Below are 20,901 nucleotides of genomic sequence, written 5' to 3'. Positions count from 1 at the left end.
TATGGGAAGTTATATAGTCAAACGGATATTGCTCGCCATACCCTTGCTGTTCGTCATTTCATTGATAACGTTTGTACTCATTAATCTATCGCCCCTGGACCCCGCCGTAGTTGTATTACAGGCACAGGAGGTTCCTCAGATCACGGATGAATTAATCGCCCAAACGAATGAAGCATTGGGGTTTGATAAACCGTTCGTTATTCAGTATGTGAATTGGTTGATGGCCTGTATGCAGTTGGATTTTGGCAGCTCGTATGTATCCGGTGAACCGGTGTTGTCCCTGATTGGTCCTGCATTCCTGAACACATTAAAATTAACGCTGGTATCATCGGTGTTCATTATTGGATTCTCCATTCTGCTGGGTGTGATCTGTGCCATGAGAGAAGGGAAAGCCGTTGATAAATCGGTGAGAGGCCTCTCGTTTGTCCTGACCGCCATGCCATCTTACTGGCTCGCAGCCATCATGATCTCGACTTTTTCCGTCAAGCTGGACTTGCTGCCTACGAGCGGAATGGATTCGTTAAAAAGCTACATTTTGCCGGTGATTGTAATCACTGTGAGTTATACAGGCATTTATTTTAGAACGGTCCGGAGTTCCATGTTAAGCAACATGAATGAGGATTACGTGCTCTATGGAAGGGCAAGCGGCTTAACTGAGCGGAAGGTGACCCTGCATATTTTGCGAAATTCGCTGCAAGTGGCGGTATCCATATTTTGCATGGCGATCCCCATCGTGCTCGGCAGTACCGTTGTGATTGAAAATGTGTTCGCCTGGCCGGGACTTGGGAGGTTGAGCGTGCGGTCCATCCTCAATCGGGATTTCCCGATTATTCAGGCGTATGTTCTTATTTTGGCCGTAACCTTTGTGCTGTTTAATACGATTTCTGACGTGATCAATGCGGCGATGAATCCCCGATTAAGAAAGGATCTCTAATGCGATTATTAAGAAATTTGAGTAAAGACAAGCTTGCGATGACATCGCTCGCTGTTATTGTGATCATTATTGCTGTGGGCGTATTTGCCCCGTTGTGTGCACCCCATGACCCGGAGGAAGTGAATATGAAGCTTCGATATGCTTCCGCCTCCTGGAGTTATTGGCTAGGAAATGATCACTTGGGCAGATGTGTGTTATCCAGACTCATTTATGGTATTCGTCCCAGTGTGCTATGGGTTTTGGTTGCCCTGATGATATCTGTTCTGGTCGGAGCTGTTGTCGGATTTATCGCGGGGTACTTCAAGGGGAAGACAGATGCCTGGATCATGAGACTTTGTGATGTCATGCTGTCTTTCCCGGGATACGTCATGACACTGGCGGTGGTCGGTATTTTGGGTGCGGGACTTGAACATATTCTGATCGCGTTTGTAGTCATGAAATGGGCGTGGTTTGCCCGCGTCATTCGCACATCCGTGATGCAGTTCTCCGAGATGGAGTATGTGAAATTCGCCAAAGCCTCTGGCATTGGCAGCTTCAAAATTATAACCAAGCATATCGTTCCGGTAACATTTGCCGATATTGCGGTAATTGCCAGTGGTTCCATGTGTTCGATGATGCTGCAGATCTCGGGACTTTCTTTTCTGGGTTTGGGAATCCAGGCCCCTCATGCCGAATGGGGGATGATGTTGAATGAGACAAGGGAAGTCATGTTCTCCAGACCGGAGTTAATGCTGGCACCTGGACTAGCCATTGTGATTGTGGTGTCGGCCTTTAATTTTTTATCGGATGCACTTCAGGTCGCGTTGGACCCCAAATTAATGACTTCCCAAGGTAAGCTTCGTAAAAAAGAGGTGGGAAAAGCCGTTTATGAATATCGTAGAGGTTAAACATTTGAAGATCTGGGACGCCCATACGGACAAGGTCATTATTCATAACAGTTCATTTCAGGTCAAACAAGGAAGCTGTCTGGCGATTGTCGGAGAAAGCGGAAGTGGCAAGTCCGTCACATGCAGGTCCATTATGCGTTTGAATAAACCCTGGATTCGCCAATCCGGAACGATTCTCTTCAAAGGCGAGGACATGGGCCAGCTTTCTGAACAAGAGATGAGACGAAGAAGAGGCAAAAACCTGTGTATGATTCTGCAAAATGGCATGAGTGCGTTTGACCCTTCTTGTGTAATCGGTGTCCATATCCGGGAGACGCTACAGACGCATTTTGACTGGAGCAACAAAGAAAGCGAACGGAAGATCATGAGCGCCATGGAAAGTGTCATGTTAAAGAATCCGCAGGAAATCCTGAATCAATATCCACATCAGCTATCCGGGGGCATGTTGCAGCGCATTATGATTGCATTGGCACTTGTGCTGGAGCCGGATCTGATCATTGCGGATGAACCGACAACGGCGCTGGATACGATCTCTCAATATGAAGTGGTTGAACAATTGATTCGACTGCGCGAGCGAATGGGTTGTTCCATGCTGTTTATATCCCATGACCTCGGTGTGGTCCAGAAGATTGCAGATGAAGTGATGGTCATGAAAGACGGTGCCATTGTGGAAAGTGGGCATATTCGTTCTGTTTTTACGAAGCCAAAGCATGCCTATACGCAATATTTGGTTTCCACCAGGCTGGAGCTGAGCAATCATTTCAGGAAACTGATGCAGGGAGGGGATACAGATGCTCAAGGTGGATGGGATCGAAAAGTCCTATAAACAAGGCGGATTATTCTCCAAACAAAGACAGAAGATATTGAAAAAAGTTTCATTTGAATGCCAGCATGGCGAATGTCTCGGCATCATCGGCGAAAGTGGGAGCGGCAAGTCCACGTTGGGGCGTCTGATCCTGGGCATCGAGAAGCCGGATCGCGGGCGTATTTTATTTGAGGGGAAAAACGTGAATGATCGCCGCGTGAGAAGGGGCAGCATCAGTGCCGTATTTCAAAATTATACGTCCTCCATTAATCCGTTTCTTACGGTGGAGGAAGCCATTATGGAGCCTTTGAAGGCTCAAAAAAAAGTGGAGCCGGGTATGCAAATCAAGGTGGATACGCTGCTGCATCAAGTGGGATTAGACTCGTCCTACAGGCTCAAATATCCGCATGAACTATCCGGTGGAGAGGCTCAGAGAGTATGTATTGCGAGAGCCATATCGACTGAACCCCGATGCATTGTATTCGATGAAGCTATCAGTTCTCTGGACGTGTCTGTGCAGATTCAGGTGCTGCGATTGCTAAAAGAATTAAAGCAATTTTATCAGATGAGCTATGTGTTCATTACGCATGATATTCAGGCGGCAGCTTATATTTGCGACAGAGTTATTATTTTCAGGGACGGTCAGATTGAGGAAATGGTGCCTATTGAGCAGCTGAAGCATGTTCAGTCCGATTATGCGAGGAGATTATTAACCTATTTAATTACGTTTCAGGGGGAGGATCAGGGATGAGTGGAGCGATGTCATGGCCGTTTCTGCGTTTGTACATCCTGGTTCTTCTGTATTTTAGTGCAAATGCAATTCTTAATGTCATTATTCCTTTACAGGGTGAATCCCTGGGGGCGAGCAGTACAACCATCGGGCTGATTATGGGCGCCTATATGTTCACAACCATGTTTTTCAGACCATGGGCAGGTCACATCATTCAAAAGCGCGGACCGATCAAAGTCCTTCGTTTTATTCTGATTATCAATGGATTCGCCCTGATTTTATACACGTTTACAGGGCTTGGAGGCTATCTGCTCGCTCGTATTTTACAGGGGGTATCTACCGCTTTCTTTTCCATGGCGCTGCAGATTGGCATTATTGATGCCCTGCCGGAGAAAGACCGTTCCCAGGGCATTTCCTATTATTCGTTGTTCAGTTATATTCCCGGCATTGTGGGACCTGTCCTGGCGCTAGGGATTTGGCAGACAGGCGGGATGGATTATTTTACAGTGGTTCTGATCGGTATTGCGATCTGCACAGGCGTCTTCGGATATACCGCCAAAATGGACAAGAGCAAGGAGCAGCATCCTGCTGAAAATCCATCGGAGCAGCGCGTAAGCATGCTTCAATCCTTTCGTCAATTGGTGCAAAATCCATTCTTGTTTAGATGCAGTGTACTGATGCTAAGTGCTTCCATTGTGTTTGGTGCTATCACGACCTTTATTCCGCTGTACGCCAGTCAATTGCCAAGCGGCAATGCGGGTGTCTATCTGATGCTTCAGGCAGGAACTGTGGTGCTCACCCGGATATTGTTACGTAAAAAAATCCCCTCCGATGGCAGGTGGCACGCACCTTTTATCATGGGAACGATGCTGCTGTTGGCAATAGCCGCACTATGTGTAAGCTGGGCAATCACGGAAGGAGCTGTCCTTTTGTATGTGGGGGCCATCTTGATGGGCATTGCTCAATCCATCCTCTATCCAACGTTAACCACCTATTTATCCTTTGTGCTGCCGCAGTTGAATCGGAATGTGTTAATTGGTTTATTCATTGCGACAGCAGATCTGGGCGTATCTCTGGGCGGTGTATTGATGGGACCGGTCGCTGATTTATCCTCCTATTCGTATATGTACATGATTTGTGCTATCCTAGGGGCGGCAATGATTGCTTTTGCCTATCAACGAAGAAAACCCGTCACAGATATGTCTGTGGGTTAACTGCCAGAAGAAAGTGGGGTAACGGTTTGGAGTCATCTGTAACGGCGAACGGCAAATTAAACCCGGTATCCTTTTCATTTATCCGGTTTTATCTGTTGGCCTTTTTATTTTTTGCCGCCAATTCGGCTTTGACGATTATTCTCCCTTTGCGGAGTGAAGCCGCAGGATTGAACCAGGCCGAGATTGGCCTGATGATGGGGGCATACATGTTTACGTGTATGCTTCTAAGGCCTTTTGCAGCGCAGCTTCTGGGACGTTATGGCCCGCTGCGTGTGATGCAGTGGCTGTTGATTTTGCATGCCGCAACACTGCTGCTGTTTGTTGGTTTTGGTGTGGAGGCGTATTTGTGGCTGCGGCCGCTGCAAGGTGTAGCTACGGCGTTCTTTTCCATGACGATGCAGGCGGGCATTGTCGAAAAGCTGGAGGATAAGGACCGGGCTCAGGGATTGTCCATGTATACCCTTTTTACGATGGTGCCGTCTCTGGTCATTCCCATACTCGCTATCCAGATCTGGGAAAATGCCAGCGACATCTGGTTTACTATGCTAATGATCGGTTTGGCGGCTCTTCCACTCCTGATCGGCTATAACGTGGACTTGCCCCGAAGCACGGTACAGAATAAATCGTATACGCTCGGGGATATGGTGCGGTCATTCGGCGGCATCTGGCGCAGCACACCACTGTTGATTAGCAGCGTAGTTATGCTGTTTGCTTCATGTGTATTTGGAGCCACGGCGACCTTTCTTCCGCTGTATTTGGTATCGACCGGGAAGGCGAGCGCGGGGGTGTTCTTAACTATCCAGGGATTGGTCGTCATCTTGTGCAGATTCATTCTGCGTAAAAAAATCCCTTCCGACGGCAGCTGGAATACGTGGCTGATGGCGGGGCTGCTGTTATGTGCGGCACTGGGAACCCAGCTGCTTGCTCTGTCGGAGACGATCGGTCCGTTGGTATACCTGTCTGCGGTGTTCAGTGGGTTTGCCGTGGCCTTGCTGTACCCGACATTAACCACGTATTTGTCATTTGTGCTGCCGGCCGATTCCCGATATGTACTGATGGGCATTTTCATGTCCTCGTATGATCTGGGCTTCTCTCTGGGCGGGCTTGCGATGGGGCTAATTGTACAAATAAGCTCGTATTCAACCATGTTTACGATCTGTACGCTGCTATCCGTTGCCGCCATGATTCTCGTTGTAGCTCTCAGGCAAAGGATGGAAGCGGGCAATAGGGCTAAATCTGTGGTGGCAACCTAATTAATCCGACATCTATAAGAACAAAATTAAAGGCTTATGGACTGACTTTCTGGAATTGTATCATTATGATGCGAAGCTGCAGGAGGTTGGCCATAGGCCTTTTTTTTGCTGGGGTTTGCGGCAGTAGCGTAGGGAACGGAATCGATCTGAAGAAGCGGTAGCGTTCGCCTTTGTCTCCGAATTTCTAACCTTTGAGAGACTAAATTAAAGAAATTTGGAGACAACAGCGATCGGAAGACGATCCGTGACCAAAGCGGCCACCTCGCGCGAGAAAAACAAAAAAATGATTTGACAACAGCGTGCAACAGGATTATAGTCATTGTTGTTAATCGTAATAATTACTATTAAGGTCAGATCCATATGACCACAACCATAAGGAGTAGATACACATGACACAAAAGCAGGTTCCGGTAACTGTTCTTAGCGGTTACCTCGGTTCAGGTAAAACCACCGTTCTTAATCACGTACTGCACAATCGGCAGGGGCTCAAGGTCGCGGTCATCCTTAATGACATGAGTGAGGTCAACATCGATGCCGCTCTGGTGAAGGGTGAGGCGACATTGTCGCGCACCGAAGAAAAGCTGGTGGAGCTGTCCAATGGCTGCATCTGCTGCACCTTGCGAGATGATCTGATGCAGGAGATTGAGAAGCTGGTGAATGAAGGCAGGTTTGATTATATCCTGATTGAATCCACAGGCATTAGTGAACCTGTGCCGGTAGCGCAGACCTTTACATATGCCGACGAGGAGTCGGGTATTGATCTGACAAGTCTGGCAAAGCTGGATTGTCTGGTAACCGTTGTGGATGCCCATCGATTCTGGCATGATTTTGCCTCAGGGCAGAGCCTGCTGGATCGGAACCAGGCCACGGGTGAGGAAGATACCCGCGATGTTGTGGACCTGCTGATTGATCAGATTGAGACATGTGATGTCCTGCTGCTGAACAAATGTGATCTGGTCGATGATGTGGAGCTGAACAAGCTTGAAGGTGTCATCCGCAAGCTTCAGCCTAATGCCAAAATCATTCGGACTGTGAACGGACAGGTCAACCCGTCTGAAATTTTGAATACAGGTCTCTTTGACTTCGAGAAAGCAAGCATGTCCGCCGGATGGATTCAGGAGCTGGAGAAGGAATCACATACACCGGAGACCGAGGAATACGGTATTGGCTCCTTCGTGTATCGTCGTCGTAAACCATTCCACCCTTCTCGTCTGGCTGAATTCATGAGCTGCTGGCCGGAAGAAGTGGTGCGTGCCAAAGGGCTGGTCTGGCTCGCGGCTGAAGGGGATCTGGCTGCAAGTCTGAGTCAGGCGGGATCGTCGATTCAGTTTGGCCCTGCCGGGCATTGGGTTGCGGCATTACCGGATGCGGACAAGGAAGAAATTTTGCGTACAGAGCCTGATGTACTGGAAAAGTGGGATGCACAGTGGGGAGACCGTCAGACCGAGCTGGTCATGATCGGGATTGAAATGGAGCGCGCCATCATTGAAGAAGAACTGGACCAATGTCTGCTCAGTGATGAAGAAATGCAGGCCGACTGGGGACTTTTCGACAATCCTCTGCCGTGGCCAGTTGAAGCCGTATAAAAACTAATTTATAAAAGGAGCTGTAAACCGTGGCCAAAAAATCAAAAGTGGTACGTGAAAAACAACGTCAGGCCATCGTAGCCAAATATGCGGAGCTGCGCCGGGAACTGAAAGAAAAAGGGGATTATGAAGCGCTGCAGAAACTGCCGCGCAATGCTTCTCCGACCCGATTGAAAAATCGCTGCGAACTGACAGGCCGCCCGAGAGGATATTTGCGCAAGTTCAAGGTTTCGCGGATTGTATTCCGTGAGCTGGCTCATCAAGGGCAAATTCCGGGCGTCACGAAGTCAAGCTGGTAAGACGCATGCATGACGTATTTGATTATGATTGTGTAATTGTTGGAGGGGGGCCAGCCGGGATCGGCATGGCCTCTGTCCTGCAGGATCTGGGAATGCCTCGTTTTACCGTGCTGGAACGCAGTGAGGTGGGGGCAACTTTTCTGGCGTGGCCGGAGGAAATGCGTCTGATCACCCCTTCGTTCACAAGTAACGCCTACGGCATGATGGATCTGAACGCTGTGGCTTTGAATACGTCTCCGGCGTACACACTGGGAACAGAACATCCGACAGGCCTGGAGTACGCGAAATATTTGCAGGTGGTGAGCCAGTACAAGAAATTGCCTGTGCAAACGGGAGTAGATGTTTCGGAGGTTATTCCGGAGGAGAATGGCTTCCGGGTCGTGACATCCAATGGACAACTGCGCACACGCTATGTCATCTGGGCAGCAGGTGAATTTCAATATCCGAGACTGGACCTGTTTCCTGGGGCTGAGTATGGTGTGCACAGCAGTTTATTTTCCAGCTGGACGGCGGTTCAGGGAGAAGAATGTGTCATCGTTGGTGGCTATGAAAGCGGTGTGGATGCAGCCGTTCACCTGAGTAAACTGGGGAAAAACGTAACGGTAATCGACCGAAACGGACGAGGACTCGCCAAGGGCAGCAGTGATCCCAGTGTGGAGCTAAGCCCCTATACGAAGGATCGCCTGCGCGCGGCAATGATGGATGAGCGAATACACTTGATGCAAGGTTATGAGGTCAAATGGATTGAACCGGATGAACAGGACGGTTATGTCCTTTATTGCGAGAACGATTCAGGAGAGTCCCGCTTACTCAAGACGGGGCAGCCTCCTGTTCTGGCGACCGGGTTCCGCAGCAGTCTGCACCTGATTGAGAATATGGTCGAGCGCAGCAAGGAAGGTCAACTGCAATTGGGAGCGGCGGATGAATCGACGATTGCCCCCGGCCTGTTCATTACCGGACCCCAGGTCATGCATGGTCAACTCCAATTTTGCTTCATTTATAAATTCAGACAGCGCTTTGCGGTGGTGGCCCAGGCCATGGGTGAGAGACTTGGGCTGGATCTGGCTCCGCTGGAAACCTATCGCAAAGAAGGCATGTTTCTTGATGATCTGTCCTGCTGCGGTGAAGACTGCACATGCTGAATTCGGTTGTGGAGCAGCCCGAAGAACTTCGTAAAGTGGTGCTGGTTGGCTTCGAATCCGCGGGCAAATCGGCTCTGTTTCGGGGACTTTCGGGCAGAGATACAGGCGAGGAATCCAATGTTCGGGGCTCCACGGTAACCGTCCGCAGGGCGGAGCTGCTTGAGCACCAGCTTGAACTGCTCGATACACCTGGAATCCGGATGAAGGATGATAGTGTCACGACCATGCTGACGTTAAAACAGCTCGCAGCCGGTGATACAGTGATCTTGGTCGTCCGCGGCACGGATGTGGTGCAGGAACTGCCTTTACTGCTCGGCATGCTGGATGTCACAGGCAAAAATGCTGTATTGGTGCTTACGTTTGCCGACAAATGTGGTCCCGGATTATCGGCTCAGGTTGACTATTACCGCAAAGGTCTGGGCATTTCTGTTCTGCCGCTCAATACAAGGGAAATGGACGGAAACGCCCAAGATCTGATATGCCGAGCGATTGTTGCCGCCAGACCCATGAAGAGGCATCTGGAGCTCACATCACCTCCTGAATCGCCTGTGATCGAACCGCAGACAACGATGTTTGAGCATACGGTTTGGGGACGTTTTGTGGCTTTGGCCGCATTGATATTACTATTTGCAGCACCAGTGTATGTGGCCTATCTGTTCTCCGGCTGGATACAACCACTCGCAGATGCCTGGATTCTTGAACCGCTCTATCGCATGACTGCGGGATTATGGAATCCGCTGCAGGCGATAATGCTTGGAGATTACGGCATAATTAGTCTGGGCTTGTATTCGTTTATATGGGCATTTCCGGTCGTATTCCTGATTGGGGTCAGTGTGGCGGTGACGGAAGAAAGTGGACTGAAAGACCGGATAACCGACTCGCTGGATGGGTGGATGCGCAAAATCGGCATGAACGGCAAGGATCTGATTCCGGTCCTCAGTGGTTTTGGATGCAATGTCGTGGCTGTGTTCCAGAGCCGTACCTGCAGCTCCTGTACACGAAAGGCCTGTGTTTCAATGATCTCCTTCGGTTCTGCATGCAGCTACCAGATTGGAGCTTCTCTATCCATATTCAGTTCTGGCGGCAAGCCGTGGCTGTTCTTTCCTTATATGCTTGTACTGGTACTTGCGGGCGCAATTCATACACGTCTGTGGAATCGAAATCGACTGGATGACACGCTCCCGTTACATGCTAACCGTACATTTCTGCAAAAGCCATCATGGCACTCTGTAAGCTGGCGCGTTCGGTCTGTCATGAAACAGTTTCTTGTGCAGGCGATGCCTATTTTCATCGGTATTTGTGTGGTGGCCACGCTGCTGGAGCAGACGGGGGTACTCTCTGCCCTGACTGGCGCGTTGACGCCGGCACTTGCGATCTTTCATCTGCCGGGTGATGCCGCGGGCGGCATTTTGTTTTCCATTTTGCGAAAAGACGGGTTGTTGGTGCTGAATCAGGATCAGGGTTCCTTCGTTGAAGACTTGAGCGGCGGGCAGCTGTTTATTCTTGTGTACCTGGCTTCCACGTTAACGGCATGTCTGGTGACGATGTGGACCATTCGCAAGGAGTTGGGAGCAGTATTTGGCATGCAACTGGCAGGCAAACAGCTCGTAACGTCACTGGGCAGTGCATTAGTATTGGCGTGGCTGTGGAACTGGATTGCATAACGTTGTTGATGAAAGGGTGTGATCTCCATGCTGGACTCGTTTACCATTCGGAGAATTCAATCGGTGATGAACGGATATATCCATGAGAAGGTCCCGGCACCACTGCGCACTATGGTGAAATTAACGTATGAGATGAATGACAATGAACTGATTTTGACCGAGGAAAGGCCCGCTGAAGAACGATATCAGTGGGACAAACTGCATATTGCCCGATTTTACTGGGAAGAGAATCAGTGGAAGGTGTATGCCAAAGACGAACACAGCAGCTGGAATGTGGTAGACGTCATTGAGCCTTGTCCGGATTTTGAAGATCTGCTGGAGCAGGTTGAGCTGGACGAAGCGGGTCTGTTCTGGCGCTGAAATGCGCGGTTTTTAACGCAAATATGTGCTGGAGGGAGGGTTTGGAATGCAACAGGTACAGCAAAATAACAGGATTAGCCGAGTAGCGAGCGATTCTTTTATCATGCCGGATAAAGCCGAGCGCTTGCGGTTATTCGGCTCTGTTGATCCGATACAGGGAGATAAGCCTGTGCGGAAAGAAGAGATGCAGGATTTGCAGAATAGCAAAAATGATTTTCTGTTTGACCTGCAGCAAGTCGGTATTGATCAGGTGAAGTATCCCCTGGAGGTCATTTCGGCCAAAGATCCCGTGAGATTGTCCAGTATCGGAACATTTCGGCTGACAACTTCGCTGGATCGCGAATCCAAAGGTATTAACATGAGCCGCTTGATGGAGCAGCTTCAGCATAGTCGCGGTGAAGGGCTGACTGACCGGATTCCGGATCTGATTGCGCTGACGCAGCAGATGGCTGAACAGATGAATCAGCCAAAGGCAGAGCTGAAAGTGACCTATCCCTGGTTCTACGAACGAAGCGCCCCCGTAACGGGTTTGTCTGGATTAAATCATTCATTGGCTACGGTTCATGTGATCTGGGAAGCTGGTAAATCCCCTGTACTGAGAACGGGTTTACATATACAAATCACGACGTTATGTCCATGCTCGAAAGAAATCAGCGAATACAGTGCGCACAATCAGCGAGGAATATTGCGTATCCAGGTGCAAGGCAACCCGGGAGAAGCTTTGCCAGGCTATTGGAAAGAAGAACTGCTAAATGTGGCCGAATCCAATGCAAGCAGCAGCCTGTATCCCGTACTCAAAAGACCTGATGAGAAACGGGTTACGGAACGTGCATATGAGAACCCTAGGTTTGTGGAAGACATCGTCAGATTGGTAGCAGCAGATCTGTATGAGAAGCACTGGGTAAATAAATTTAAGGTAGACTGCAGAAATGAAGAGTCCATCCATCAGCATGATGCGGTAGCCCGCATTGTGTATGATAAGTCGAGATAGCAATGCCTGATTGATGGCTATGGAATTCATTTTATATCACAATTCTATATGAAGAAAAACAGAAGAAGCGCCGTCAGAGAGATTAGAGGCGTTTCTTCTGTTTTTTTGTGATTCTATGAGCGATTCAGGCACCATTACGCTAGACTTCGTACAAAATTTCACCCGTTCGGGATACATCATATCCCTCAAATGATTGCAGCTCGTGCCTAAATTCCGGTGATTGCAGAATGCGCAGTACCGATTCAATCCATGCTTCGTTCCCCTGTTTCTTCAGCATCACCAAATCATAACGTTCCTGAACAAGTGGAATAAAATCAACCTGTCCGACAAGTCGTGCAGCCTTCTCGCTGCCAATTCCTACATCGGCTTCACCGGAACTGACCTTGGCCGCTACACCCATATGACTGGTTTCTTCCACGTTATATCCAATCAGATGGGAAGCAGGGATACCATGCAGACGCAATTGTTCATCCAGCAATACACGTGCCCCCGAACCTTTCTCCCGGTTAGCGAGTCGCAGCTCAGGCTGCTTCAGATCTGTCCAGTTCTGCAAGCCGCGCGGATTACCACGTTGAACATACAGCCCGGCAGGTCGTGTCAGCAGATTCACGACGACATACGACCAGCCGATCAGGATTTTGCGTATATAAGGCAGATTATATTCACCTGTATCTCCGTCCAGCAGATGGGTACTGACCAGATCGGACTCCCCGCGGTACATGGAGATCAAGCCGTCGAGACTGCCCATGAAAGAACGCAGCGGACGAATATCTCGTGTTTGCTTCTCCATATAGCGCATCAAAATATCGAGGCTGACATCCTGTCCTGTTATGACCAGATGACGAGCCGAATGGGCGGCTGGAGTATTGCCCGTCATGGAAGTTGAAGCCGCCCATGCCCCTGTGGATAAAGAAGAAGCATCCGCAGCGGGAGGTACGGCATGAGTAGACGGATCGTTTCCCGTCCCGGGATTCGATAATTCAGAAGGGTGAACTGAATCCACCCGGTGCGCTGGCGATTGAAGCTGCTTGGAGCGCTGTTTATACGCTTCCAGATCGGTAGCGTCCACTCGCATTTGTTTACCAACGCGATACGCGACGAGGTCTCCCTTTTTGATTAGATCGTAAACGGTCAGTTTGGATATTTTGAGCAGCTTGGATATTTCTTCGGTGGTATAGGATTGCTCCTCCGTCATCAGTGAAGATCCTCCTTCAAGGTACAGATCATAACTATATAACCTCAACTAATGGATATTTACACTGGCACTCCAATGACAGAACAATCTTCCGATCGCTGTTATCCCCAGATTTCTTTGATCCCTTTATTAAAAGGGGAAATCCGGGGATAGCGTATGCTTCCGATGTAGCTTTCTTGCAGAAAGCTTTTAGGCGAAGTGTATGCTTTCGAAGTAGCTTTCTTGCAGAAAGCTTGTAGCTTCGCTTCTTCAGATTATTTCTGTCCTCTCCGTTATGGTGTAAATGTTAGTTGAACATATATATTCAGATTTTAAACTATATTCGTTCATCAACGCTCATCTTCCCGGATAAACGCTGGGGTCTCTTGTACTATACCATTAACAGCCAGAGGGGATAAACTCGTCCATCGGAATTTAGTCATCCATGCCTTGGCATTCAACGGGTGTACAAAAGACGATCTTCCTATTTCAATGATCTTATGTATAATGAAATATAATTAATTATATCTAGTTATAACTAAACATAACATCGGGGGAGAAGTGGATGAAAAAGGGTATTGGATATGTGTTGGGGAGTATGTCACTTGGACTGGCTCTCGTAGTAGCTGGTTGCGGTGCAAGTACGGACAGTAAAGATGCATCCACAGCAACAGAACAAACGGCTTCAACACCAGCGACATCAGGAGAGAGTTCAACGTCCGGGGCAACAGATCCTCAGGAAAAGGTGGAGCTAACGATCTCAGCGGCAGCCAGTCTCACGGATGCCATGAAAGAGATCGAAACGAATTTTGAAGCCGCGAATCCCAATGTGGAGCTTAACTTCAACTTTGGTGCATCCGGTGCATTGCAACAGCAGATAGAACAAGGTGCGCCAGCAGATGTATTTGTATCGGCTGCGACCAAAAATATGAATGCGCTCGTGGATGAGAAGCTGATTGCATCCGGTGATCAGAAGAATTTGCTGCAAAATTCATTGGTAGCCATTATTCCAGCGAATGGTTCAGATGCTGTCACAAGTGAGAAGGATCTGACGGCCGCTTCCATCAAGACCGTAGCGATTGGCATACCCGAAAGTGTACCAGCAGGAACCTATGCCAAGGAAGCATTGACCAATGCCAAACTATGGGATCAGCTGGAGGGTAAGCTTGTACAAGGCAAGGATGTCAGACAGGTTCTGCAATATGTAGAAACAGGCAATGCGGATGCGGGTTTTGTGTACAAAACCGATGCACTCACTTCGGATCAGGTGAAAATTGCATTTGAAGTAGACAAGAACAGCTATACACCAGCCAATTATCCAGTAGGGATTATTGAAGGTACGAAGTACCGCACAGAAGCAGAACAATTCTACACGTATTTGCAAACGCCTGAAGTGCTTGATGTATTTGCCAAGTACGGGTTCTCCATTCCGGAATGAATGTGAGCGCAATAGACTGGGCGTTATTCTGGCCACCGGTTCGCCTTTCTCTTCAGGTTGCACTGCTTTCCAGTGTGATCGCAGCCGTGTCTGGCATTGCAGTGGCCTGGAGGATGTCGCGTACCTCGTTCCGTGGGAAAGTTTTTCTGGAAACGGCATTTATGCTTCCGCTCGTGCTTCCGCCGACGGTGGTCGGGTTTATTTTACTCGTGTTATTGGGTCGTAAAAGCCTGCTGGGTCAGTGGATCGAAGCCATTTTCTCCGCACCTGTCATTTTCTCCTGGTGGGCTGCCGTGATTGCCTCGGCGGTGGTTGCGTTCCCATTGGTATATCAGACAATGAAATCCGGTTTTGGCGGAATTGATAAGGATCTGGAAGATGCGGGCCGCTCCATAGGAGCAAATGAATGGCAGGTATTTCGTCATATCTCACTTCCGCTTGCAGGGAGAGCGTTGATGACGGCGTTCATCCTGGGTTTCGCGCGTGCACTGGGGGAATTCGGGGCTACGCTCATGATCGCAGGTAATATTCCGGGCAAAACGCAAACCGTACCCACTGCGATCTATGTTGCAGTGGATTCGGGCAATCAGACGATGGCCTGGATGTGGACCGGCTCCATTATTCTCATTTCGTTTATGATGCTGCTTTTAACCAGACAGCCGCGTGAAAGTAAGGCATGATTTGGGCCGTTTAAAGTGAAAGAGATAAGGATTAGCATTCAAAAACCCGCTTAAGGAACGAACCTTTCCTCGGAGCGGGTTTTCATTTACGCATGTCACGTATATAGCAAATCATGTATGTTTGCGTTCATCCAAGCTGTTCTTTGTTTAGCTTGTTTGTACCGAAGGTGTCTTGTAGCGGGCAGGGTCCAGCGTTTTGATCATAAAAACAATCTCTTCCTGATGTTCAGGAGTCTGTACCGTTTTCAGGTGAAAAGGTTCATATCCCCGCCGTTCATACATGGGAGCAAGCCAGGGATGGCGCGTCGCGGTTGCCAGAAAAACGGCAGGGGCATCAAGTTTTTGCAGAATGATATGCTGCTCTACCCAGTCCAGCAGTTTGGATCCGTAACCCTGGCTTTTATGGGCCGGGCTTACCGCGAACCAGCGGATGAAGGGATAAGGGCTGATGGCTTTCCGCTGTGGATCTTCTGCTCGGTCAAGGGTAACCGTGGCAATGATCTCTCCCCCTTTTTCAAGAATATAGCATTCATGCTGTACAATATTGTTCTGGATAACTTCCAGTGTAGCGTGTCCGGCTGGAAAAGGAATGTTCAGGGTTCGAATTGTCTCATAGGCATCCACAGTAACAGCCAGCAATGATTCGGCATCTTCAAGCGTAGCCAATCGGTATTGTTCAGTCATAGTCGATCAATCCCTTCTATAAAAAATACTATTCCAACCTGTTAAGTTTGTTTAATATTTTGGTGTTATTTTATCATGAAATTCATATTTGGAATATAATTCCCAAATCAAATCTGTCTATAAGTCCATCGAAAGCTTCTATATGTAAAAATGACAAAACTTTTTCCAATTTTACTCGTTTCAGGACTCGCCTAAACCATGCTCTATCCTGTAAAATAGAACTAACTGATTCCAGCCAAGAACTGAAATAAGGAGAGACGACTAATGAATACGAAACCTGATTGCGGTATATCGTTGCAAATCGACGACTATCTGGATCTTTTGCATTTTGCCATCCAAATCGAGGATCAGGAATGGCAGCAGTCCCTTATCCACCAGCTCAAAATATTTCAGCCGGAAGCGGAGCAGCGCACACCTGAAGAAGAATTATGGATGAGATTTGATTATATCAACAGTAAACTAACAGGTCTCTGCCACCAGATTCACGCGGCCCATTCAACAGATGAACGCAAGAAGTTTGAAGAACGAATCGGACTTTTACAACTGCAGCGCATAGAAGTGGCTCGTAAAATTAAATGGGCCAGTCGCAGATAGATGTATATCTGAATTTAAAGTAGTCTGGATCTAAAGTGACTTTAATTGGTATTGATCTGAATTGAAGAAGCGATCCCCACCCAGTTGGAGGATCGCTTCTTTTGCTTTACTTTGGGATCATGCAGCTAGTGAAGCATAGAGAAGTTCTATAACGTTATCAGGATGTCCTATTAACATATATATTGCCTGAGCACGACAGACGGTGCTATTCTTTGTTCAACCTAATTCCGACTATACAAGTGTGAATGGTTAGTTAAATCGAAGATGAGGAATGGGAGTACACATCATATTGGCTGAGATGACAGCCTGTGGAGGAGATCGGGAATGGTTAATCAATGGGGGATTCAGAAATTCCGGACAGCATTGCTGTTCATTACGATGTTGGCGGTATTGGCGGGTTGCAGCTCGGGTAATGCATCGAATGAATCGGATACCGTATCTGCATCAGGCCAAGATAAAGTGAAGAAGATTATTGTGGGCACAGGTACTCAATTCCCGAATGTTTGCTTCATTGATGAGAATGGTAAACTGACGGGATACGATGTAGAACTGATCCGCGAGATTGATAAACGATTGCCTGAGTATGAATTTGAGTTCAGCACGATGGAATTCAAAAACCTGCTGCTCAGTCTGGAAACGAAAAAAATAGATCTGATCGCTCACCAGATGGAAGTGAATGAAGAGAGACAGGCCAAGTTCCTCTTTAATGATGAAGCATATAACATTTTCCCTAATAAAATCGTTGTAAGCGAGAAAAACCAGGATGTAAAGTCCATCGAGGATCTGAAAGGTAAAAAACTGATTGTTGGCGCTACGAGTAATGCGGCTGTACTGGCTGAGAAATGGAATGCAGCGAATGGCAAAGCCATCGACATTGTGTATTCTGGTGCAGGAGAAGATACGAATACCCAGATTAAAACAGGGCGGGTAGATGCAACCATCAGCACGCAGTTTGCCATCGATTATCAGAACAAAGTAGTGGATGCACAGCTAAAGACTGTAGGAGAGGCTCTTTCCAACTCCAAAGTATATTTCATTCTGAACAAGGATGAGGAGGAGCTCAAAACGAAAATTGATGAAGCGCTCAAATCCATCAAGGAAGATGGAACATTGAGCAAATTGAGCACGGAGTGGCTGGGAGCCGATTACACGGTTGAGGAATAGTTCGTTGAGAAAGGTGAGCGACGGTTATGGGTAAATCATTCGATCTGTCATTGGTTCTGGATTTTGTCCCTGAGCTGCTGAGATATTTGCATATTACACTGATTGTACTGAGCGGTTCGATTGTGCTTGGTCTGGTGGGCGGTGTGCTGCTGGCGGTTCCGAGATTATACCGGATTCCGGTGCTGAGCCAGCTCGCAACCCTGTACGTCTCTTTCATGCGGGGCACACCGATTCTCATCAAGCTGTTTCTGGTCTATTACGGGTTACCCGAACTGCTCAAGCCCATAGGTATGGATCTGTCCAGAACCGATCCTCTGGTATTTGTTATCGTAACCTACGCGCTGAGTGATGCAGCATCCTTTGCCGAAATTTTTCGCGGAGCTGTACGCAGTGTGGATAAGGGCCAGACAGAAGCAGCTTATGCTGCGGGCTTGACTACGTTTCAGTCGTTTCGGCGTATTGTGGTTCCGCAGGCACTCATTGTTGCTTTTCCGAACATGGCGAATACGTTGATTGGCTCGTTAAAGGATACGTCACTTGCTTTTTCGATTGGGGTCATGGACATGGTGGGCAGAGGGCAGACGCTGATCTCGGCTACATCGCATGCGCTTGAAGTGTATATCAGTCTATCAATTGTCTACTATGTTATCGTGCTTGTACTTGAAAAAGGGTTTGCTCTCGCAGAACGCAGACTCCAGCGTCACGAACGTAAGAAAGAAGTCCGCGGGCCAGCGGTAAGAGCTGAACGCCTGAAACGAATAGCGGGGTGAGCGAATGTCTATCGATTTCAACTTTATCTACACATCTTTTTTCCAGATTCTAAAGGCTTTGCCACTGACACTCGTCATTACGATTGTACCGTTGATCGCAGGCTTTGGCATAGGTCTGGTTACTGCTTTGGTGCGCATCTATAAGGTTCCCTGGGTCTACCGGATCGCTGATTTCTATGTTTCATTTTTTCGGGGGACACCGATGTTAATGCACTTGTTCCTAATCTATTACGGGATTCCGCTAATCATCGATAAACTTGCTGCCCGGTATGGCTGGGCCGTTCAGTCGTCTTCCATCCCGATTCTGGTGTTTGTGCTGATCGCCTTCTCTTTGACTGCTGGAGCTTATATGTCGGAGATTATCCGTTCCGGCATTCTGGCGGTAGATACCGGGCAGATGGAGGCTGCACATGCCGTGGGCATGAGTACTTCCCAAGCGTTGAGACGCATTATTTTGCCTCAGGCGGTTGGTGCGGTTCTGCCGAATCTGTGCAGCATGTTTGTTGGTTTCCTGCATGGATCAACGCTTGCGTTTACCGTGTCACAGATGGATATTCTCGGCAAAGCGGATGTGGTTGCTTCGGTTAGTCTGAAATTTCTTGAGGCTTTCATTGCTGCCGCATTGATTTATTGGGGGCTGACGGTGATTGCCGAACGGATTACAGCTTTGCTGGAACGCAGAGTTGCCGTTTACAGCAAAGGAGGGGTGTCATGATATCACTGACGAATATACACAAGTCTTTTGGCCAGCAGGAAGTGTTGAAAGGTATTGATCTGACTGTGGAGCAAGGGGACGTTGTTGCCATACTGGGACCGAGCGGGTCCGGCAAAACGACATTGCTGCGGTGTGTGAATTTTCTTGAACGTGCCGATGAGGGCAAGGTTCAGATCAGCGGATTAAGCGTAGACTGCAAGCATGCGCGTAAACATGACATTGTGCAGTTGCGGCGAAAAACGGCAATGGTATTCCAGCATTATAATCTGTTCAAACATAAAACGGTGCTGGACAACGTTACGGAAGGCTTAATCATCGCCCAGAAAATGTCCAAAACAGATGCACGTGAACGAGCCTTGCGTGTACTTGAACAAGTGGGTCTGTCCGCCAAAATTAATGAGTATCCCAGCATGCTGTCAGGTGGACAACAGCAGCGGGTGGGCATTGCTCGGGCACTGGCCTTGAATCCGGAGGTCATTCTGTTCGATGAACCTACCTCGGCGCTTGATCCTGAACTTGTAGGGGAGGTGCTGTCCGTCATTCGATCCATTGCCCAGGAAGGCATCACCATGATTGTGGTCACCCATGAAATGGGTTTTGCCCGTGAGGTGGCGAATCGAGTTGTATTCATGGATGGGGGCTCCGTCGTGGAAGAAGGAACACCGGAGGAAGTATTTGTACGGCCCAAACAGGATCGTACTCGCCAATTTCTTAGCCGTTACTCATCCGATTGGAGTTATGTCATCTGACGATATAGGCGCAAGCTGGAGTAACTGACGATCCCGGCCCGGCATATGCTGTAGCAGGCAAATGCTGATAGGCCGGGTTTTTCTATGGGTGAAGCAGGCCGTGACGGTAAGGAGGAGGACCATGCAGAGCAAAATCGATGAAATACTCACACATATTGCACATTCCCACCAGCAGGTTGCGCGTGTACTGGATGCCAAACGTCAAGTCGCTGTGCGCATGTCTGAAATCATCAATCATTTGCCGGATATCGAACCGGAGCTGGATGGCGTTGACGGTCTGCTGGATAGCTCGGGACAAATCAACAAAAGCATCATCTCCTATTTGGGAGGCCTGGCAGACCTGGAAGAAGCCGTAGCCGAAACGCTGACCCAGGTCATGCGGGAGATGGCGGATCAAGAGGAAGAATAAGCCCGGAAGGCGGGTGATTGGACATGAGCAGAGAACAAAGTCTCATCCTGATGCTGGATGCAGCCGCCAAGATGCAGTGGAATATTGCCCTGATTTTGGAGGCCAAGGCGATTGAAGCCGAGAAGGTAAGGAACTGGGCGCTAAATCATTTGAACGGTGAGGCTTTTCTGACGCATAGCGATCAGGTGGCAGAGCCACTCAAAATGCATGATCAGCTGGTGGAGATACTGGAAGGATTGACCCGGATGGAAACCGGATTATGCAACAACCTGAAGGCCATAATGGTGCAGAATGAGAGTGAAGAAGGCGGCATGGACGGTGGCATGTTTGGCGGCATGGATATGGGGGATCTCGGAAAATGAGTCTGTTGCGGCGTGAGCAGGAAGCGAAGCTGTCCCTCATTGAGTCCATTGCACACAGCCAGCAGGCGCTCGCCCGCATTCTGGACAGTGTGGCCAGTGTGTCTGCCCACTCGGAAGTATCCGCCCGCAGTCTGGCCGAGAACATTCGTTTGCTGAGCCGTTATCAAGAAGAGATGTCCCGGATGGTGACGGGAATTGAACTGGCTCAAATCAAGCATGGGGAGCCTGGTGTGCCATGGCTCAAAGACCCTGGATATGCGATCCGCATGGTCCGGAACATACAGGAGGAATGTTGAC

24 protein-coding genes are annotated in these 20,901 nt (G+C 48.7%); 22 read left to right on the top strand and 2 right to left on the bottom strand.

Annotated elements, in window-relative coordinates; translation table 11 throughout:
* The first annotated feature begins 1 nt into the window (after nucleotide 1).
* From opp1B to folE2, 12 genes are all read left to right on the top strand, one after another.
* The gene (gene opp1B / locus MHB49_RS28160; protein ID WP_405153824.1) at nucleotides 2–934 is read left to right on the top strand and encodes a nickel/cobalt ABC transporter permease; all 933 of its coding nucleotides are present in this window, start codon (nucleotides 2–4) and stop codon (nucleotides 932–934) included.
* A complete protein-coding gene (cntC, locus tag MHB49_RS28155; RefSeq protein ID WP_405153823.1) occupies nucleotides 934–1,821 on the top strand; it encodes a staphylopine uptake ABC transporter permease subunit CntC in 888 nt (295 codons plus the stop codon). Before opp1B ends, cntC begins: the two co-directional genes overlap by 1 nt.
* Nucleotides 1,802–2,647 carry a staphylopine uptake ABC transporter ATP-binding protein CntD gene (gene cntD, locus MHB49_RS28150; RefSeq protein ID WP_405153822.1) on the top strand — a complete coding sequence of 282 codons (846 nt, stop codon included), beginning with the start codon at nucleotides 1,802–1,804 and terminating at the stop codon, nucleotides 2,645–2,647. Before cntC ends, cntD begins: the two co-directional genes overlap by 20 nt.
* Nucleotides 2,613–3,377: an ABC transporter ATP-binding protein gene (locus MHB49_RS28145; protein WP_179263134.1), complete on the top strand. Its 765-nt coding sequence runs from the start codon at nucleotides 2,613–2,615 to the stop codon at nucleotides 3,375–3,377. Before cntD ends, MHB49_RS28145 begins: the two co-directional genes overlap by 35 nt.
* On the top strand, nucleotides 3,374–4,570 hold the full coding sequence (cntE, locus tag MHB49_RS28140) for a staphylopine family metallophore export MFS transporter CntE (RefSeq protein ID WP_405153821.1): 1,197 nt from the start codon (nucleotides 3,374–3,376) through the stop codon (nucleotides 4,568–4,570). The genes MHB49_RS28145 and cntE (MHB49_RS28140) overlap by 4 nt, the downstream gene beginning before the upstream one ends.
* Before the next feature lie 26 nt (nucleotides 4,571–4,596).
* Nucleotides 4,597–5,823: a staphylopine family metallophore export MFS transporter CntE gene (gene cntE / locus MHB49_RS28135; RefSeq protein WP_405153820.1), complete on the top strand. Its 1,227-nt coding sequence runs from the start codon at nucleotides 4,597–4,599 to the stop codon at nucleotides 5,821–5,823.
* 389 nt (nucleotides 5,824–6,212) lie between these two features.
* Nucleotides 6,213–7,409 carry a GTP-binding protein gene (locus MHB49_RS28130; protein WP_405153819.1) on the top strand — a complete coding sequence of 399 codons (1,197 nt, stop codon included), beginning with the start codon at nucleotides 6,213–6,215 and terminating at the stop codon, nucleotides 7,407–7,409.
* A 29-nt stretch (nucleotides 7,410–7,438) separates the two neighbouring features.
* The gene (gene rpsN / locus MHB49_RS28125) at nucleotides 7,439–7,708 is read left to right on the top strand and encodes a 30S ribosomal protein S14 (RefSeq protein ID WP_090904459.1); all 270 of its coding nucleotides are present in this window, start codon (nucleotides 7,439–7,441) and stop codon (nucleotides 7,706–7,708) included.
* A gap of 5 nt (nucleotides 7,709–7,713) precedes the next feature.
* Nucleotides 7,714–8,850, top strand: coding sequence for an NAD(P)/FAD-dependent oxidoreductase (locus tag MHB49_RS28120; RefSeq protein WP_405153818.1), 1,137 nt, complete (start codon nucleotides 7,714–7,716; stop codon nucleotides 8,848–8,850).
* Nucleotides 8,844–10,514 carry a nucleoside recognition domain-containing protein gene (locus tag MHB49_RS28115; protein ID WP_405153817.1) on the top strand — a complete coding sequence of 557 codons (1,671 nt, stop codon included), beginning with the start codon at nucleotides 8,844–8,846 and terminating at the stop codon, nucleotides 10,512–10,514. The genes MHB49_RS28120 and MHB49_RS28115 overlap by 7 nt, the downstream gene beginning before the upstream one ends.
* Before the next feature lie 27 nt (nucleotides 10,515–10,541).
* Entirely contained in the window at nucleotides 10,542–10,874 is a 333-nt protein-coding gene (locus tag MHB49_RS28110) for a DUF3024 domain-containing protein (protein WP_405153816.1), read from the top strand.
* 46 nt (nucleotides 10,875–10,920) lie between these two features.
* Nucleotides 10,921–11,865 carry a GTP cyclohydrolase FolE2 gene (folE2, locus tag MHB49_RS28105; RefSeq protein WP_405153815.1) on the top strand — a complete coding sequence of 315 codons (945 nt, stop codon included), beginning with the start codon at nucleotides 10,921–10,923 and terminating at the stop codon, nucleotides 11,863–11,865.
* Between the two features lie 139 nt (nucleotides 11,866–12,004).
* Here folE2 and MHB49_RS28100 read toward each other — a convergent pair whose 3' ends face one another.
* On the bottom strand, nucleotides 12,005–13,060 hold the full coding sequence (locus MHB49_RS28100) for a helix-turn-helix transcriptional regulator (RefSeq protein WP_247903290.1): 1,056 nt from the start codon (nucleotides 13,058–13,060) through the stop codon (nucleotides 12,005–12,007).
* Nucleotides 13,061–13,604: 544 nt separating this feature from the next.
* Between MHB49_RS28100 and modA the strand changes: the two genes are divergently transcribed.
* Together modA and modB are read left to right on the top strand one after the other, a co-directional pair.
* Complete coding sequence (gene modA, locus MHB49_RS28095) at nucleotides 13,605–14,477, top strand: molybdate ABC transporter substrate-binding protein (protein WP_405153814.1); 873 nt, start codon at nucleotides 13,605–13,607, stop codon at nucleotides 14,475–14,477.
* On the top strand, nucleotides 14,474–15,157 hold the full coding sequence (gene modB, locus MHB49_RS28090) for a molybdate ABC transporter permease subunit (RefSeq protein ID WP_405153813.1): 684 nt from the start codon (nucleotides 14,474–14,476) through the stop codon (nucleotides 15,155–15,157). Before modA ends, modB begins: the two co-directional genes overlap by 4 nt.
* Nucleotides 15,158–15,304: 147 nt before the next feature.
* Here the strand turns inward: modB and MHB49_RS28085 are convergent, their stop codons facing one another.
* On the bottom strand, nucleotides 15,305–15,841 hold the full coding sequence (locus MHB49_RS28085) for a GNAT family N-acetyltransferase (protein ID WP_405153812.1): 537 nt from the start codon (nucleotides 15,839–15,841) through the stop codon (nucleotides 15,305–15,307).
* A 264-nt stretch (nucleotides 15,842–16,105) separates the two neighbouring features.
* On the opposite strand from MHB49_RS28085, the gene MHB49_RS28080 reads away from it, so the two are divergent.
* The 8 genes from MHB49_RS28080 (at nucleotide 16,106) to MHB49_RS28045 (ending at nucleotide 20,900) form a co-directional block, all read left to right on the top strand.
* The gene (locus MHB49_RS28080; RefSeq protein WP_063566659.1) at nucleotides 16,106–16,435 is read left to right on the top strand and encodes a hypothetical protein; all 330 of its coding nucleotides are present in this window, start codon (nucleotides 16,106–16,108) and stop codon (nucleotides 16,433–16,435) included.
* Between the two features lie 324 nt (nucleotides 16,436–16,759).
* Nucleotides 16,760–17,599: a transporter substrate-binding domain-containing protein gene (locus MHB49_RS28075; protein WP_247899180.1), complete on the top strand. Its 840-nt coding sequence runs from the start codon at nucleotides 16,760–16,762 to the stop codon at nucleotides 17,597–17,599.
* Between the two features lie 26 nt (nucleotides 17,600–17,625).
* Entirely contained in the window at nucleotides 17,626–18,369 is a 744-nt protein-coding gene (locus MHB49_RS28070; RefSeq protein WP_247899179.1) for an amino acid ABC transporter permease, read from the top strand.
* Between the two features lie 4 nt (nucleotides 18,370–18,373).
* Nucleotides 18,374–19,084 (top strand): amino acid ABC transporter permease, encoded by a 711-nt coding sequence (locus MHB49_RS28065; RefSeq protein WP_405153811.1) that lies wholly within the window; start codon nucleotides 18,374–18,376, stop codon nucleotides 19,082–19,084.
* Nucleotides 19,081–19,833 (top strand): amino acid ABC transporter ATP-binding protein, encoded by a 753-nt coding sequence (locus tag MHB49_RS28060; protein WP_247899177.1) that lies wholly within the window; start codon nucleotides 19,081–19,083, stop codon nucleotides 19,831–19,833. Before MHB49_RS28065 ends, MHB49_RS28060 begins: the two co-directional genes overlap by 4 nt.
* 121 nt (nucleotides 19,834–19,954) lie before the next feature.
* Nucleotides 19,955–20,242 (top strand): hypothetical protein, encoded by a 288-nt coding sequence (locus MHB49_RS28055; protein ID WP_024632560.1) that lies wholly within the window; start codon nucleotides 19,955–19,957, stop codon nucleotides 20,240–20,242.
* A gap of 23 nt (nucleotides 20,243–20,265) precedes the next feature.
* Nucleotides 20,266–20,604: a restriction endonuclease subunit S gene (locus tag MHB49_RS28050; protein ID WP_247899176.1), complete on the top strand. Its 339-nt coding sequence runs from the start codon at nucleotides 20,266–20,268 to the stop codon at nucleotides 20,602–20,604.
* On the top strand, nucleotides 20,601–20,900 hold the full coding sequence (locus MHB49_RS28045; RefSeq protein WP_247899175.1) for a hypothetical protein: 300 nt from the start codon (nucleotides 20,601–20,603) through the stop codon (nucleotides 20,898–20,900). The genes MHB49_RS28050 and MHB49_RS28045 overlap by 4 nt, the downstream gene beginning before the upstream one ends.
* The last annotated feature ends 1 nt before the right edge of the window (nucleotide 20,901 follow it).

Origin of the sequence: Paenibacillus sp. FSL K6-0108 (genome assembly GCF_045040695.1) — a bacterium.
Taxonomy (GTDB): Bacteria; Bacillota; Bacilli; order Paenibacillales; family Paenibacillaceae; genus Paenibacillus; species Paenibacillus pabuli_B.
The sequence above is the reverse complement of the archived record's forward strand: the minus strand, read 5'-3'. Positions and strand labels throughout refer to the sequence as shown.

What these genes read in the sequence shown, in the direction of transcription:
- opp1B (WP_405153824.1), top strand. Translation starts at nt 2, where the DNA reads ATGGGAAGTTATATAGTCAAACGGATATTGCTCGCCATACCCTTGCTG.
- cntC (WP_405153823.1), top strand. Translation starts at nt 934, where the DNA reads ATGCGATTATTAAGAAATTTGAGTAAAGACAAGCTTGCGATGACATCG.
- cntD (WP_405153822.1), top strand. Translation starts at nt 1,802, where the DNA reads ATGAATATCGTAGAGGTTAAACATTTGAAGATCTGGGACGCCCATACG.
- MHB49_RS28145 (WP_179263134.1), top strand. Translation starts at nt 2,613, where the DNA reads ATGCTCAAGGTGGATGGGATCGAAAAGTCCTATAAACAAGGCGGATTA.
- cntE (WP_405153821.1), top strand. Translation starts at nt 3,374, where the DNA reads ATGAGTGGAGCGATGTCATGGCCGTTTCTGCGTTTGTACATCCTGGTT.
- MHB49_RS28130 (WP_405153819.1), top strand. Translation starts at nt 6,213, where the DNA reads ATGACACAAAAGCAGGTTCCGGTAACTGTTCTTAGCGGTTACCTCGGT.
- MHB49_RS28120 (WP_405153818.1), top strand. Translation starts at nt 7,714, where the DNA reads ATGCATGACGTATTTGATTATGATTGTGTAATTGTTGGAGGGGGGCCA.
- MHB49_RS28115 (WP_405153817.1), top strand. Translation starts at nt 8,844, where the DNA reads ATGCTGAATTCGGTTGTGGAGCAGCCCGAAGAACTTCGTAAAGTGGTG.
- MHB49_RS28110 (WP_405153816.1), top strand. Translation starts at nt 10,542, where the DNA reads ATGCTGGACTCGTTTACCATTCGGAGAATTCAATCGGTGATGAACGGA.
- folE2 (WP_405153815.1), top strand. Translation starts at nt 10,921, where the DNA reads ATGCAACAGGTACAGCAAAATAACAGGATTAGCCGAGTAGCGAGCGAT.
- MHB49_RS28100 (WP_247903290.1), bottom strand. Translation starts at nt 13,060, where the DNA reads ATGACGGAGGAGCAATCCTATACCACCGAAGAAATATCCAAGCTGCTC.
- modA (WP_405153814.1), top strand. Translation starts at nt 13,605, where the DNA reads ATGAAAAAGGGTATTGGATATGTGTTGGGGAGTATGTCACTTGGACTG.
- modB (WP_405153813.1), top strand. Translation starts at nt 14,474, where the DNA reads ATGAATGTGAGCGCAATAGACTGGGCGTTATTCTGGCCACCGGTTCGC.
- MHB49_RS28085 (WP_405153812.1), bottom strand. Translation starts at nt 15,841, where the DNA reads ATGACTGAACAATACCGATTGGCTACGCTTGAAGATGCCGAATCATTG.
- MHB49_RS28080 (WP_063566659.1), top strand. Translation starts at nt 16,106, where the DNA reads ATGAATACGAAACCTGATTGCGGTATATCGTTGCAAATCGACGACTAT.
- MHB49_RS28075 (WP_247899180.1), top strand. Translation starts at nt 16,760, where the DNA reads ATGGTTAATCAATGGGGGATTCAGAAATTCCGGACAGCATTGCTGTTC.
- MHB49_RS28070 (WP_247899179.1), top strand. Translation starts at nt 17,626, where the DNA reads ATGGGTAAATCATTCGATCTGTCATTGGTTCTGGATTTTGTCCCTGAG.
- MHB49_RS28065 (WP_405153811.1), top strand. Translation starts at nt 18,374, where the DNA reads ATGTCTATCGATTTCAACTTTATCTACACATCTTTTTTCCAGATTCTA.
- MHB49_RS28060 (WP_247899177.1), top strand. Translation starts at nt 19,081, where the DNA reads ATGATATCACTGACGAATATACACAAGTCTTTTGGCCAGCAGGAAGTG.
- MHB49_RS28055 (WP_024632560.1), top strand. Translation starts at nt 19,955, where the DNA reads ATGCAGAGCAAAATCGATGAAATACTCACACATATTGCACATTCCCAC.
- MHB49_RS28050 (WP_247899176.1), top strand. Translation starts at nt 20,266, where the DNA reads ATGAGCAGAGAACAAAGTCTCATCCTGATGCTGGATGCAGCCGCCAAG.
- MHB49_RS28045 (WP_247899175.1), top strand. Translation starts at nt 20,601, where the DNA reads ATGAGTCTGTTGCGGCGTGAGCAGGAAGCGAAGCTGTCCCTCATTGAG.